The following is a 13,876-nucleotide window of genomic DNA, read 5'->3' as shown; positions in this document are numbered from 1 at the left end:
TTATCCGCGAAATGCTACTTTCTAAGGCGTAATTTCTACGGAAGCTCCATCCAGCACTTTAACCCCATCATCTTCCTGAAGACGCAGTTCATTCATCAACCCGAACAACGCTTCATCCTTACGTTTGGCTTCAAGCATGACGTCAATCCGATCCGTATATCCGGCAATATTGCGCAAAAAGGTAAGCAACGGCTCCACCAGAACACCGTCCGCATGACCACGGGGGTCTTTTTCACTTTTGGGACTGGACGCATGGATTTTGGGCGGCAATGGATGATCAGCAGAAGATCCTGCTTGGGCCAATTCCCCTTTCCAGGTCTCCAAAATACCCGGCCATAGCTCCCACGGCTTCTCACCCTCGTTATTCACCCATTGATGATGAATATCGAGAACCATCGGTAACCCCGTCAACTTGCAAGCCTCCAGCGTTTCCACCGCATTGAATGTTTTATCATCATTTTCCAGTGTTAACCGTTTTCTTAACGAAAGCTCCAACGCACTAACCTGCTCTACAAAACGCTGACCTGAGGTCACCTTATCTCCGTATGCACCACCGATATGAATGTTGTTTTTGGCTTCCGCACCGAGTCCCATGGCCTCCAGCATCGCTTCATGGTGCTTCAGATCATTAATGGAGCTTTGCAGCACTTCAGGACGGGGAGTGCTCAACACTGTAAAATGATCCGGGTGAAACGATACCCTCATCCTATTCGCCTTGACATAGTTCCCGACCTCTGCAAAATCAGCCGCAAGCGCCTGAAATGGGTCCCAATCCCGCAGATCCTGATGGGTCGCGAGCGGAATCAGCTTGGATGAGAAACGATAGACCTGGATATCACTCGCGCGATTATGACGCAGCAGCCTCAATGTATTATGGAGATTTTCGGCTGCAATCCGTTCTAGCTTGCGGATCGCAGCTTCTCGGTCTCCAATTTTGTTAAAGCTAGCCATGGTCATGGTTTTAGAGGGGGATGCATTTTGCACGGTGACCGACATGGCTACATAACCGAACCTTACTATCATTGGTGTCCTTCCTTTCAGCAGTTCGCAGTAGATGGTAAGGCCGCTTTCGTTCTGTGACCTAAAACCCTTTTCTACTGATCATACCCGGAAAAGCACCTGCTGATTCGGCGCTATTGCACAAATTGCAAGAAGGAAACAGCTAGGATTACTGCTGTGCTCCAAAAAACATTTCATCCGCCAATGCGGTCTGAATTCTCGATTCCTCTTCATTCAGCTTACGAATGAGGATCATTTCAACCTCGGTCACTTCGTCGCCTTGAAAATTGATTTCGGCGATACAGCCCACAATCTGCACGATGGCTACTGCCACGTTGTCCACGCTGTAAGCGATGACCTTCTGGCCTGTCGGGAACACGCGCAGGCCGGATTTAACCATTTTGCCACGTCCATATTCCAGCAGTTCGTAAAGTTCTTGTTCGCTCTTGAATTTGCACACCGAGTTAAATTCAGTTTGAAAGCCCATGTGTAGCCGCCACCTTTCATGACTAAGGGTTTAGTAAAATCCCAAGTATATGCCATATATATGAACAAAAAGGAGAGTGATCAGCTCCCCTTTTGTTTTATGAGTTCTCGTAGTGCAACGCAGACCTGCGCTCATAACGCTCCAGTGCAAGGGCAATCATGCGGTCCAGCAGACTCGCATAAGATACGCCAGTTTCTCTCCACAGTAATGGATACATACTGAACGGTGTAAAGCCAGGCATCGTATTTACCTCATTAATAAGTATATGTCCGTCCGAGCGTCTGACAAAGAAATCGGCACGGGAAATCCCGCAGCCTTCCAGAGCGCGGAATGCTTGCAAGGCGGCTTCACGAATACGATCCGCCACTTCCTCGTCCAATGGTGCCGGAATGAGCATTTCCGATTGGCCATCCGTATATTTGGCAGCATAATCGTAGTAATCACTCGACGATACAATTTCACCCGGTACCGAAGCAATCGGCTCGTCATTACCAAGTACGCTGACCTCAATCTCACGGGCATCGACGTACTCCTCCACAATCACCTTCAGGTCAAATTGCAAAGCCAGATCTACAGCTTTTTCAAGCTCTTCTCGGTTACTGGCTTTGGAAATACCGACACTTGATCCCAGATTGGCCGGTTTGACAAAGCAAGGATAACCTAGCTCGGTTTCCATGTTTCGTATCAGATCGTGACTGGTCTGTGCCCACTGTGTACTATTAAAATAACAGTATTTCACTTGCGGCAATCCTGCATGCTCAAACAACTTCTTCATGACGCCTTTATCCATACCTGCTGCCGAAGCCAGCACTCCTGCACCGACATAGGGCATATCCGCCATTTCGAACAGACCCTGAATCGTTCCATCCTCGCCAAAGGTGCCGTGCAGCAGCGGAAACAGCACATCCAGCGTCTGCTCTCCGTACAGCTTGCCGAACAATGTATCTAATGCCGCCTTGGTGCCGCCCTCTGCGCGTTCCAGCTTCAATTGTTCTACAGAAGCCAGCGGTGCGCTTAATAGCGCCCCTCTACGCCAATCGCCAGCCTTCGTAATATAAAAAGGAATAATCTCGTATTTCTCATAGTTAAAGGCGTTCATTACCGCATACGCCGTTTGCAGCGAAACCTCATGTTCGCCCGATTTGCCACCGTACACCAGCCCTACGGTCAATTTTTGATTTGACATGCCTATCCTCCGCTTTCCTACTTTCGTCATTGTGCCTGATTTGCACCACTGTACCTGTTATCCATCATTTCATTTAAAAATAGTCGGCGATGTGATAAAAGCGATATACCGTGTTGTCCGTCCACGCATACGAATTTTTGTAGTCCCAATAACGATGTCTGGAGCTTACCGTATGTGCATTGACTAGCGGCATGCCGCCCGCATCAAAGGCCGTGACCACCGTGCTGTGCTGGAAGGTTCCGTCACCATCCCAATCGTAAAAAATGACGTCCCCCAGCATGAGCTGTTCCGGACGACTCACCTGCTCAGCGGTCAACCCCCATGAGCTGGAGCCCAAATACCGCTCCAGACTGTTGGAAACCGCCCAACTGTAGCTCCACAGCTCACGTCCGGCGACCCGTCCTTTATACCACCAGCCCGATTCTCTTTTACCAGTATAGTGGATCGGTGCTCCCCCTGCAAAGAGGCATTGCGAGATATAATTGGTACAATCCACATCAAAACCTTCAAACTCCGGGTTAAAGCTATCCCACCACTGATCTGCATAGGCCGCTGCTTCTTCACGGCGATATCGGCTGGGACGCGCTGATGAACCAAAGCCCAGCACACCGCGATTCAAAAGCGGCAGATTCCCTCCCTGATTAAACGAAGCCTGTTCAAAAGGAACCTCTCCCCCCGCAGGTTTCCTTTCTGCCGGATCGCGCTCAATTCTCGTCACCTGCCAGGCTTCACCCTCGCGTGTGAACGTCAGACGCTCCCGTTCAATTCGATCCTCCCGGTGAGTCATCCCGCCCTTCTCATAAAATAGTCGGACATGCAGTTGTACATCTACCACTGCCTCATCCGGGGTATCCTGCACAATTCGTAACGGCTTGGCGCGTGTCTCGCTGCGTAAGGGAACAGCGTCCCGTTCGTTGTACCACTGCTCCAATCTGGCCGCACGTGCTGCTCGTTCCATCCGCTGACCCACTTCCAGATACTCATCCGGTTGCGGTACACCATTCACCTCACTGCGATTGTATTGATTCACGTAAGCAAAAAGGGCCTGTTTCCATTCCCGCTCCCCCATCCCTATCCCTCCATATTCGTCCCGCTATCCTTTTCCGGGGATAACCGGAATGATGTATAACTTCCTTTCTTCCCTCTCTAGTCTGATATGCTCTCTATCTATAAGTATGAATCTCTAAAGCTTGGTATGAACATCGAAACGCGAGGGAGCGGAACGTTTTATTTTCCAGTCTGCAACGAATAATTCAGGCCAAAAAAACTTTACGGAACCGCCTGAAAACGGTATACTTAATCCAAAAGCAATCATTTTGAAATTAAGTTTCATCTAATGAAACGAATTACATTCATCTCAACCTCTAACACGCAATGAACCACTGAAGATGAAATTGAGAACGCAACCAATTTAAAGCAACTGTGCAACGTCGAAAAAACGACATCCCTATTTTCCCCCAAGCATCCACTTCAAGGAGGTAATACTTATGTCAGGAAAAGATCAATTCTCTATTGCCCGTAGTCTCGAAGTTAACGGTAAGCCTTATCGCTACTACAGTCTTAAGGCACTGGAGGAACAAGGAAAAAGTGGTATCGCCAAGCTGCCTTTCTCCATTAAAGTATTGCTGGAAGCCGCGGTTCGCCAATTTGACGGACGCGCCATCACTGAAGAACATGTACAGCAGCTGACAGGCTGGGCTGAGGATCGTGACACCAACAAGGAAATTCCGTTCATTCCTGCACGCATCGTGCTTCAGGATTTTACCGGCGTCCCGGTGGTTGTCGATTTGGCTGCCATGCGTGATACTGTGAAAAAAGCGGGCGGTGATCCGAAACAAATCAATCCGCTCGTCCCCGTCGACCTCGTTATCGACCACTCGGTCATGGTCGATGCTTTCGGCACCAGTGACGCGCTGGACTACAATATTAATGTAGAGTTTGAACGTAACGAGGAGCGGTACCGTTTTCTGCGCTGGGCACAAACGGCGTTCAACAACTTCCGCGCCGTACCGCCATCCACCGGTATCGTCCATCAGGTCAATCTGGAGTATCTCGCCTCCGTGGCCGCCACCAAAACCATTGACGGCGAAACGGTTGTCTTCCCGGATTCCCTCGTGGGAACAGACTCCCATACCACGATGATTAACGGCCTTGGTGTCGTAGGCTGGGGCGTCGGCGGGATTGAGGCAGAGGCGGGTATGCTAGGGCAACCGCTGTATTTTGTTACTCCCGATGTGATCGGCTTCAAGCTAACAGGCAGCCTGTCGGAAGGCTCTACCGCCACGGATCTGGCACTTACAGTAACGCAAATGCTGCGTAAAAAAGGCGTGGTCGGCAAATTCGTGGAATTTTACGGTCCCGGTCTGGCCAACATCAGCTTGGCTGACCGTGCGACGGTTGCCAACATGGCACCGGAATACGGCGCAACGATTGGCTTCTTCCCGGTCGATGCCGAGACGCTGGCCTACCTGCGCAGCACAGGACGTTCCGATGAGCAAGTAAGCCTCGTAGAGGAATATTACAAAGCCCAAGGCATGTTCCGCACATCCGATACGCCGGACCCTGTGTTCAGCGATACGATTGAGCTGGATCTGGCTTCGGTTGTACCGAGTCTCGCCGGACCCAAACGTCCGCAGGACCGTGTTGAGCTGAGCCGCATGAAAGAAACCTTTGAAGGTATTATCCGTACCCCGGTGGACAAAGGCGGCTATGGACTGAGCGATGAAAAGATCGCACAGAAGATTCCGCTGACCCATCCGGACGGCTCCACCAGCGAGTTGGGTACAGGAGCAGTCGTCATTGCGGCTATCACAAGCTGCACGAACACCTCCAATCCAAGCGTTATGCTCGGTGCGGGCTTGCTGGCCAAAAAAGCAGTGCAGCGTGGACTCAAAAAGCCGGGTTATGTTAAAACCAGCTTGACACCGGGTTCCCTCGTCGTGACGGAATACCTGCAAAAAGCCGGACTGATCGGACCGTTGGAAGCCCTCGGCTTCCATGTGGCAGGCTACGGCTGTGCGACCTGTATCGGTAACTCCGGGCCACTTCCTGACGAAGTGAGTCAAGCCATCACAGACCATGATTTGACGGTTGGCGCAGTCATTTCCGGCAACCGGAACTTTGAGGGTCGCGTGCATGCGCAGGTCAAAGCCAATTATCTCGGCTCACCGCCACTGGTTGTCGCTTATGCGCTGGCAGGCACGGTGAACATTGATTTGGTGAATGATCCGCTCGGTTACGATCAGGACAATCAGCCTGTCTACCTGAAAGACATCTGGCCCACTTCCGAGGAAATTAAGGAAGCCATCAGCCTGTCTCTCAGCCCGGATATGTTCCGTCGCAAATACGAAAATGTATTTACTGCCAACGAAAAATGGAATTCCATTCCGGTTCCTGAAGGCGAACTGTATGAATGGGATGAAAACTCAACTTATATTCAAAATCCGCCGTTCTTTGAAGGACTTCAGGATGGCGTGCAGGATATCAAGGAAATCCGTAATGCCCGTGTGCTTGCCCTGTTGAATGATTCGGTCACGACCGACCATATCTCACCAGCAGGCAACATCGCCCCTTCCAGCCCGGCAGGACTGTACTTGAAGGAGCATGGCGTGGAACGCAAGGACTTTAACTCCTACGGCTCCCGTCGCGGTAACCACGAGGTCATGATGCGCGGTACATTCGCCAACATCCGTATCCGCAACAATGTGGCTCCAGGCACCGAAGGCGGCGTGACCAAATATTTGCCTACGGATGAGGAAATGTCCATCTACGATGCGTCCATGAAATATCAGGCAGCCGATCAAAACCTGATCGTCATTGCTGGCAAGGAATACGGCACAGGCAGCTCCCGTGACTGGGCGGCCAAAGGTACGCTTTTGCTGGGCGTTAAAGCCGTCATTGCCGAAAGCTTCGAGCGGATTCACCGTAGCAACCTGGTCGGCATGGGTGTGCTGCCCCTACAATTCCAGGAAGGCTATGGCTGGTCCAGCTTAGGCCTCAACGGCCGCGAAACCTTCGATATCCTCGGCATTGACAATGACGTGAAGCCAGGTCAAGAGCTTACGGTTGTAGCCAAACGCGAGGATGGCACCAAGTTCGAGTTCCCGGTAACTGCCCGTCTGGACAGCACTGTCGATATCGACTACTACCACAACGGCGGTATTCTGCAAACCGTATTGCGTCAAATGATTCAAGAGTAACGAGCGAATGAATAATGAAAATCCCCTTCAAAATGCAGTGAAAACTGCAAATTGAGAGGGGATTTTTTATAAGCTCGAAGCATTCAGGAGAAAACATATGCCTATGATTGAAAATACGAGGGTTATAAGGAGTGTGAAGAGACCAGGCAGGCTTTTCATGATTGCAGAGCCTTCTTCGCTCTTGAACTGACGACTGAGATAAGGCTGGAGCATAAGCATAATTATAAAAGATAAGAGGCTAAGTCCACACAACAACCATACCTCAGGAGAAGATTTGTCAACAAAACGGTCAGCCACATCATTAAAATTGTAGTGGATTGCTACATTCCTAGGCATTCTCGGATACATGAAAAGGTAGATGATGAAAGGCAAAACAGAAACAAGAAAGGACAATACATTACAAATATTCAATCTATTTCGCATGGAAGTTCTCCTTTAGAGTTAAGGGCATTACGTCACTAAAGACGGTTATATTTAACTCAAAAAGTACTTATCCATTCTTTAGTATCTCCAAATAACATAATCTAAATAATCAACAAACGTGATTCTAACTAATAATTTCAGCAACTAAGATTTACAATGTAGAGCTCATATGCGAAATTTTCCTGTTTTCCAAATTAAACTCCGCAGATATCTTCATTTCATGGTTAACTTTGTGAGTTACTACTATAATGATTGTATCAGGATAATTCTGATGTAAGTTATGAAAAATAAGACTTTCATTCTTCAAGTCTAATTCTGAAGTAGCTTCGTCCAATATAAGGACACTTGGATGCTGTAACAAAGCACGTACTATCATTAAACGTTGAGTTTGTCCCCCACTTAACGAAATTCCATGAGGGCCAACAAGAGTATCGTACTGTGAGGAGAGAGCCATAATCTCATTATGCAGGCCACAGCTTATACACACCTCATACACTTTCTCTGTATCCACATTCACCAGACCGAATATAATATTTTCCATTATTGTGCCATTAAACAAAAAAAAGTCCTGCGACACAAACGCAAAGCGTTTAGCAATCTGTTCCGTTGAAAAAGTACTTAAATCAAGATTACCATATAAAATTTTCCCCTTTGTCGGTTTCAGAATACCGAGCAACAAATTTAGTATTGTTGTTTTACCAGCCCCGCTGGCCCCGTTCAAGCGGATCGTTTCCCCTATTTCTATTTTAAAAGATATGCCATCTAGCAAAGGGACACCTTCCTGAGTAACTAAGTTTACATTATTAAAAACAATCGGCTCCTTATCGGGTAAAACTTCTTCTACATCCGAATATTCTCTTGTAGGCCATAACAATACTTCTTTAATCCGAACAAGTGAAGCTTTCATAACCTGCAGTTGAGGTAATATTGAAGAAATTTGACTTACAGGTTGATAAAGAGCACCTATATAGCCATAGAAGGCAAGCAAACTGCCAATCGTTATTTTACCTTGATGAACTAAATATGTACCTGCAATTAAAATAGATAGTGGCCCCAGTAATGCGATCAAAGAAGATAGACAGGTAAAAAAATTTGACCATACCGTGACTTTAATAAAAATCTTTGCATAATTTTTAATGTGTAATGAATACAAACCATATCTTTCTTAAAACCTTGTTTTAGCTTAATATGCTTCATACCTGCAAAATCCTCATCCAAACTGGTTAGAATTGCAGACTTATTCTCTTGAAGCTGCATACTTAATCTGTGAAGTTTCCGACTAAGAAGTTGTATAGTCATAACAAAAAAGGGAATCGTTATAATTCCTATTAATGTTAATTTCCAGTTCAGATACATTGCTACCCCGATATATATTACTATGGTCAAGCTGTTTATTATAACATTTAATACAACACTTGTACATGTTTGTCCTACAACCTCGATATCATTTGTTATTCTGGTTAAATACTCCCCCCTTGGTATTCGGGTAAACATCGTATATTCCAACCTATAAATATGTCTATAAAGGTCTTCACGCATATCAATCATCATTTTTTGGATAAAAATAGAAGAAAAGTAGCTCTGCGTAATAGACAATAATACCTGCAAGATTGCAACACAAATGATGAAAAAAATAAGTGGAAATAAAACATCAATTCTTTTCTCTATTAAAACCTTATCCATTATAATCTTTATATAGTAAGGTCCAGGTGTAGAAAGTAACACTGAAAGAAACAATAAAAAAACGACTTGTAGTAGCTGAAATTTTCTTTTATATATATATTTCCTCATATATGACATAAGTCTCTGCCCTCCTGTCATTCATTGTTTTTTATGTTTACTACTAATGACAAGAGAAATAATCAAGCTGATAATTGTAGGTAAAAAAGAAGCAAGCACCATATATACATTAACTTGCAGCCCTAATCCTATAGCTATACCTAATAAGCCAAAAGCTATCCAAATATAAGCAGAGATACGATGTGTCTTTTTCCACGCGGTTTCATTTGAAAGTAGCCATGGAAACTTCAGACCAATTAGACGGTTAGGTGTCAATTTTGTGAATGTGGAACCTACTGTCAAATGTGAAACCGACGAAAATAATAAAACAATATTTAAAATATTAAAAACCAATTTTTCTGAATGTATAAGCATAAGAATAAAATATATTATATCCACTGCAACAAATACACTTGAACAAACCTTTCGATAAGGAATTAAATTATTTTCAGAAAATTGCTCTCTATTTTTTGAGTATCTTGGGTATAACGTTACAATTAAAAAAGTAATAATCATAACTCCTAAAGGTATATACAGAAAAGGTATACGATATGTAGTTGAAGGAAATGAAGGAGAAAAAATAAAAAAATTAATGATATGCAGTATAATAAAGAAAACAGAGACATGAATCCATGGCTTTTTAAACTCTTCTTTTAAATTGTAATTATTCACCATAAATATTCCTCATTCCTTAATTGGTTTTTGTAAATTTTATTGAGATAAATGCTATAAATTCTTCAAGTACAGATAAGCTTGCAGAGTAGAAGATAAAGGTTCCAGCTCTTCTTTTTGATACCAACCCGCTCCGATATAATATCTCCAAATGATGACTTAACGTAGAGTCAGGAATATTTATTCTCTGATTAACCTCCTTTACTGTAAGGTCTTGCTGAATAAGGATAGAAATAATTTCTCTTCGTGTTGGATCAGCCATTGCTTTGAATATATCCTGCATAACCCCCACCTCTAATTATTTTTTCTTAACTAAATTAAAAACTGTATTTCTAGAAATATGGTATTACTATAAATAAGTAAATATTTAGGTTCATGACACTTTAATGTAACTAAGGGGTTGGACATTAAGCAAAGACTCACTAGTAATAAACATTTTTATCCACACCCCTTAATTAATTTCTTTGTAATACATTAAACTGTAATAAACCAAAATATTGAACTTGTTACATAATTGGATTAATAGCTAGTTTTTGTTGCAATCCAGGAAATAGTTCATTTAATTCAACATTAAACTGATCTATTAGAACCCCGTCCACCTTTGCCGCAAATTCAGAATCTGCTAATAGCTCTGCCATTGCTAGCACTGAAGGAGTTTCTTTTGAAAAATTTAAAGACTGAAATTTTTGGGATGCAGCCCCATACACCTTTACTGAAGTGACTATAGCCAATCCAATAGCAGCAGCAGCAGTTACTGCTAAACCTACTTGTGCTATTACTCCCAACGAAGTATAAACAATTGCTGGAGTTACAGCTACAGCAGCAGCAAGTGCTTGAGGCTCAGCATCTGCATCTGCCTTAATTATGAATTTATCAGAAAGCATTCTGTTTTTTTTCAGTACCTCCACAAATTTAACAGCATTACGGTTAAGTATTGACTCACCAATTTCAGGTTCCGCAGATATGAGCAACTTCCTAATGTCATTTCTATCTCGGTCAATATCAATATATCCTATGCTGATTTTTTTGAAATATGCCTTAGGATTTTTGAAAAACTTCATGAGTGACTGTTGCGAACTCATAATAGATTCTATACATTCTTCTAATTTTGTGGGCTGTTGTAAATCGGTGAAATTTAGCTTAAAATCCATGTTTCCCTGTTGTGCAACTGTAACATTTAATCCGCTTAAAGGCTTTTGGTATAGTCTTGTTTTTTCACTTTTCATTCTCATTTCTCCCTCTAGGATATTTTTACTGCTTGTAGGTAATACTTTCGCTTTACATAATACCTGAATAACACTTCATCTTTTATCTCACTCCAATATTTGAAAATCACCTCCTTAACAGATTCATTCCCGTAAATTACAGCACAGGCTTGACAGTTATGAGTTATAGTCGCATCAAATCTTAATGTTGGTGCTTTTGTAGTTGCAAAATGGTATATTCGTTCCGGACCGTCTACCCATATCCATAATTTTAGAAAATCCTCAAACTGTTTATTATAGAGTTCTTCTAAACTTTCAGATTTAAATTCTCCAATTTTCATTTCTCTAATGTGCTCCATCGTTATGCCACAACAACTTGCAAGTTGCATATTTGGAGTTAGTGCCAAATTAGTTAGGATATTATCGCACCCTTCAAAAGAATCCATTGATTTGTAATTTCTCTTAGCTATATCAAGCGGAACGATTTCTCTCTCTTTGAAAAAGGGAACCCATACATTGTTAATAATTCGAATGTTATATCTGTGCTGATCACGACTCATGAAATCTTTGAGTTCTGGATGATTGACGGCATCTTCATATTTAAAAGTTGAATTTTCAAATCCTTCTACCACAATAATGACCTTAATACCAAACCTAGCAGCTTGTATGGCACCATTCACAATATTATCAAAAGGAACAAACTCCTGATGGTCGTTGCCAGTAGAAAAATTCAGTTCCTTTAATCCTGCATTCCTAAGAGGCTCTATTCTTCTCTTGGCAGCCTGAGTGGTGCTAGCCCAATATCCATTACTAACACACCTTGTATTAAGTCCCAAAGAACTTGCACACTTGACGGCCTCAACCAAATCATTACCTAGCAGAAAACATTCTCCACCTGAAAAAACTACTCCTCTTAAAGTTTCAAAAGTTTCTTTTCCTTCCTTGATAAATGCAATAATATCTTCCAATGGAACTCTTTGATTTAAATGTGGCCCACATTCGAAACAACACTCTTTACAAGCAGCAGTACACTTATAGGTTCCTAGAACAGTTAACGTATTCGGTGCAATCAAGCTCATAAGTAAGGCCTCCTGTTTCCTTTCATATTTAAAATTCCGATAAATTAAGACAACTATCTCAACGAAAATGTAAAATAAAAGAATTAAAATGAATATATTTCCATAAAATATATATTATTGTCTGATCATAATACATATTTTTCAAAAAAAATAAGAGATCAAAGTCACATTCACAATATTTTTTTACAAATAATGGATTTGCTTATGTTCCGATAAGAAATTATTACCTACTAATTCGATTATTGAAATAAACATCACAACAGCAAAAAAGCCGATCCTCTCAGGACCGGCTTCCAACTGTGTTCTCCTATAACCTTACTTTCGCACGCGAGTTACTTCGAAATATCCAGAAAACCCTCTCCAAACACGTCCCGCACGTCATGAATCGTGATAAACGCTGCTGTGTCGATGGCTTTCACAATCTTTTTAAGCGCCGACACCTCTTGTTTACTAATGACGATATACAAAACTTCTTTTGGATTTTTAGTGTAATATCCGTGGCCTGACAGGACGGTAACTCCACGGTCCATTTGCGTAATAACCATCTCCGCAATTTTGTTTTGATGCTCCGAAATGATCATGACCGCTTTTTTCGGGTTCAGTCCTTCGATCATGAAGTCCATCACCTTCGTACCGACGTACAAAATAACGATGGTCAGCATCAATTTTTCCGGCCCAATAATAAAATAGGAAGAGAATGCGACAATCAGATCAAAAAACAGCAAGGCATAGCTGATATTCCAATCCAGATATTTGTTGGCGATCCGGGCTAAAATGACCGTTCCCGCCGTTGTCCCGCCCACCCGCACGATCAAACCAATTCCGATACCCACCAAAACCCCGGCAAATACGGCATTAATCGTCGGCTCATGCGAATCAATCCGCCAGTTGGCCGTTAAATGTAAAAACAACGAGTTAAAAGCGACCGCAATCACGGTGTACAGGGTCGTTCTCTTGTCCAAAAATTTATATCCGACAATCAGCAGCAAGCCATTGATCACCAGGTTGACGATCGAAGGAGACCACTGAAACAGATAGTACAAAATGATCGTAACCCCTGTAACGCCCCCCTCGCCAAACTCATTCGGGATCACAAACAGATTAACAGCTAGCGCGAAAAAAAACGCACCCAGAATAATAAATGCAATGTCTGCAATTCTTTTTTTCATATATGTCATGGTCCTTTCTCAAACATTTCAAAGGATGAATCGCCAGATGGATTGGCTGACTTTGGTTGCCAAAATACGCTGACAACCAGTTCATGGTATCTACTACCAAACATAAAGTCAATACAACTTTGACACTTTAATTCGCCACCAGACTGCCTTAATCCTGACTTCAGGATTTCGCAAAATCCTCCTTATACAAGGTTATTCGACAAAAAAACACAATCCCGACTACTAAACTAAGAAAACGGGCCTCTGGCCCTTGTTTTGAACCTAGGCACATTCTCCCTCAGAATGACCATACACCTAATCCGTATTTTGGACACATATGACCATCTTCCTGTTTTATGTAAAAAGCGTTTTACTTTGCAAAAACGTGGTTATAATGGTTGAAACATTACCATGCAAGCTACCTGATATTACGACATCAAGTACATACAAATAGTCCTATACAGACGTTCTAAGCAACTCAATCTGAATTTGACAATATGGAATTGGAGGAATGATCCACATGAATACAATGAACTTAACTGTACACACCCTGATGCCCTTTCACCACCAATACCAACGTGCCAACGCGGTGAGTATGCAGAAGAAAGAAGATAGCTCGGAGAAAAAGCTCAGCTTTCAGGACATTTTGAATGAGAAAATGGGTAAAAAATAAAGTAGCCGTTTATCCGG

14 protein-coding genes are annotated in these 13,876 nt (G+C 43.2%); 2 read left to right on the top strand and 12 right to left on the bottom strand.

From position 1 onward, the window contains the following. Positions 1-21: 21 nt before the first annotated feature. The 4 genes from uvsE to AC6EJC_RS22335 form a co-directional block, all read right to left on the bottom strand. Positions 22-1,023 carry a UV DNA damage repair endonuclease UvsE gene (uvsE, locus tag AC6EJC_RS22350; protein ID WP_444955850.1) on the bottom strand — a complete coding sequence of 334 codons (1,002 nt, stop codon included), beginning with the start codon at positions 1,021-1,023 and terminating at the stop codon, positions 22-24. Between the two features lie 145 nt (positions 1,024-1,168). After that, positions 1,169-1,486, bottom strand: coding sequence for a hypothetical protein (locus AC6EJC_RS22345; protein WP_229523693.1), 318 nt, complete (start codon positions 1,484-1,486; stop codon positions 1,169-1,171). Between the two features lie 97 nt (positions 1,487-1,583). Beyond that, a complete protein-coding gene (locus AC6EJC_RS22340; protein ID WP_444955849.1) occupies positions 1,584-2,672 on the bottom strand; it encodes a D-alanine--D-alanine ligase in 1,089 nt (362 codons plus the stop codon). 73 nt (positions 2,673-2,745) lie between these two features. Then, complete coding sequence (locus tag AC6EJC_RS22335) at positions 2,746-3,741, bottom strand: amidase domain-containing protein (RefSeq protein ID WP_444955848.1); 996 nt, start codon at positions 3,739-3,741, stop codon at positions 2,746-2,748. A gap of 418 nt (positions 3,742-4,159) precedes the next feature. Between AC6EJC_RS22335 and acnA the strand changes: the two genes are divergently transcribed. Further along, positions 4,160-6,871: an aconitate hydratase AcnA gene (acnA, locus tag AC6EJC_RS22330; protein ID WP_444955847.1), complete on the top strand. Its 2,712-nt coding sequence runs from the start codon at positions 4,160-4,162 to the stop codon at positions 6,869-6,871. A gap of 66 nt (positions 6,872-6,937) precedes the next feature. On the opposite strand, the gene AC6EJC_RS22325 is transcribed toward acnA, so the two are convergent. The 8 genes from AC6EJC_RS22325 to AC6EJC_RS22290 all read right to left on the bottom strand — a co-directional run bounded on the left by AC6EJC_RS22325 (position 6,938) and on the right by AC6EJC_RS22290 (position 13,198). Next, positions 6,938-7,294, bottom strand: a complete 357-nt coding sequence (locus tag AC6EJC_RS22325) for a DUF1648 domain-containing protein (protein WP_444955846.1) — start codon at positions 7,292-7,294, stop codon at positions 6,938-6,940. A 151-nt stretch (positions 7,295-7,445) separates the two neighbouring features. Continuing rightward, positions 7,446-8,447, bottom strand: coding sequence for an ABC transporter ATP-binding protein (locus AC6EJC_RS22320; RefSeq protein ID WP_444955845.1), 1,002 nt, complete (start codon positions 8,445-8,447; stop codon positions 7,446-7,448). Then, positions 8,360-9,094: an ABC transporter transmembrane domain-containing protein gene (locus tag AC6EJC_RS22315; protein ID WP_444955844.1), complete on the bottom strand. Its 735-nt coding sequence runs from the start codon at positions 9,092-9,094 to the stop codon at positions 8,360-8,362. The genes AC6EJC_RS22320 and AC6EJC_RS22315 overlap by 88 nt, the downstream gene beginning before the upstream one ends. Before the next feature lie 21 nt (positions 9,095-9,115). Next, a complete protein-coding gene (locus tag AC6EJC_RS22310; protein WP_444955843.1) occupies positions 9,116-9,748 on the bottom strand; it encodes an SdpI family protein in 633 nt (210 codons plus the stop codon). 16 nt (positions 9,749-9,764) lie between these two features. After that, positions 9,765-10,028 carry an ArsR/SmtB family transcription factor gene (locus AC6EJC_RS22305; protein WP_444955842.1) on the bottom strand — a complete coding sequence of 88 codons (264 nt, stop codon included), beginning with the start codon at positions 10,026-10,028 and terminating at the stop codon, positions 9,765-9,767. A gap of 223 nt (positions 10,029-10,251) precedes the next feature. After that, on the bottom strand, positions 10,252-10,971 hold the full coding sequence (locus AC6EJC_RS22300) for a hypothetical protein (RefSeq protein WP_444955841.1): 720 nt from the start codon (positions 10,969-10,971) through the stop codon (positions 10,252-10,254). A gap of 14 nt (positions 10,972-10,985) precedes the next feature. Continuing rightward, on the bottom strand, positions 10,986-12,029 hold the full coding sequence (locus AC6EJC_RS22295) for a radical SAM protein (RefSeq protein ID WP_444955840.1): 1,044 nt from the start codon (positions 12,027-12,029) through the stop codon (positions 10,986-10,988). A gap of 332 nt (positions 12,030-12,361) precedes the next feature. Next, complete coding sequence (locus AC6EJC_RS22290; RefSeq protein ID WP_444955839.1) at positions 12,362-13,198, bottom strand: YitT family protein; 837 nt, start codon at positions 13,196-13,198, stop codon at positions 12,362-12,364. A 508-nt stretch (positions 13,199-13,706) separates the two neighbouring features. On the opposite strand from AC6EJC_RS22290, the gene AC6EJC_RS22285 reads away from it, so the two are divergent. Further along, positions 13,707-13,859 (top strand): hypothetical protein, encoded by a 153-nt coding sequence (locus tag AC6EJC_RS22285; RefSeq protein WP_010348453.1) that lies wholly within the window; start codon positions 13,707-13,709, stop codon positions 13,857-13,859. Positions 13,860-13,876: the final 17 nt, after the last annotated feature.

The organism is Paenibacillus sp. TY11, assembly GCF_059772165.1.
Note: the sequence above shows the minus strand (reverse complement) of the source record. Positions and strands in the feature narration are given on the sequence as shown.

Excerpts from the sequence above, each read along its gene's own strand:
- uvsE (WP_444955850.1), bottom strand. The coding sequence starts at position 1,023 with ATGATAGTAAGGTTCGGTTATGTAGCCATGTCGGTCACCGTGCAAAAT.
- AC6EJC_RS22345 (WP_229523693.1), bottom strand. The coding sequence starts at position 1,486 with ATGGGCTTTCAAACTGAATTTAACTCGGTGTGCAAATTCAAGAGCGAA.
- AC6EJC_RS22340 (WP_444955849.1), bottom strand. The coding sequence starts at position 2,672 with ATGTCAAATCAAAAATTGACCGTAGGGCTGGTGTACGGTGGCAAATCG.
- AC6EJC_RS22335 (WP_444955848.1), bottom strand. The coding sequence starts at position 3,741 with ATGGGGGAGCGGGAATGGAAACAGGCCCTTTTTGCTTACGTGAATCAA.
- acnA (WP_444955847.1), top strand. The coding sequence starts at position 4,160 with ATGTCAGGAAAAGATCAATTCTCTATTGCCCGTAGTCTCGAAGTTAAC.
- AC6EJC_RS22325 (WP_444955846.1), bottom strand. The coding sequence starts at position 7,294 with ATGCGAAATAGATTGAATATTTGTAATGTATTGTCCTTTCTTGTTTCT.
- AC6EJC_RS22315 (WP_444955844.1), bottom strand. The coding sequence starts at position 9,094 with ATGTCATATATGAGGAAATATATATATAAAAGAAAATTTCAGCTACTA.
- AC6EJC_RS22310 (WP_444955843.1), bottom strand. The coding sequence starts at position 9,748 with ATGGTGAATAATTACAATTTAAAAGAAGAGTTTAAAAAGCCATGGATT.
- AC6EJC_RS22305 (WP_444955842.1), bottom strand. The coding sequence starts at position 10,028 with ATGCAGGATATATTCAAAGCAATGGCTGATCCAACACGAAGAGAAATT.
- AC6EJC_RS22300 (WP_444955841.1), bottom strand. The coding sequence starts at position 10,971 with ATGAAAAGTGAAAAAACAAGACTATACCAAAAGCCTTTAAGCGGATTA.
- AC6EJC_RS22295 (WP_444955840.1), bottom strand. The coding sequence starts at position 12,029 with ATGAGCTTGATTGCACCGAATACGTTAACTGTTCTAGGAACCTATAAG.
- AC6EJC_RS22290 (WP_444955839.1), bottom strand. The coding sequence starts at position 13,198 with ATGAAAAAAAGAATTGCAGACATTGCATTTATTATTCTGGGTGCGTTT.
- AC6EJC_RS22285 (WP_010348453.1), top strand. The coding sequence starts at position 13,707 with ATGAATACAATGAACTTAACTGTACACACCCTGATGCCCTTTCACCAC.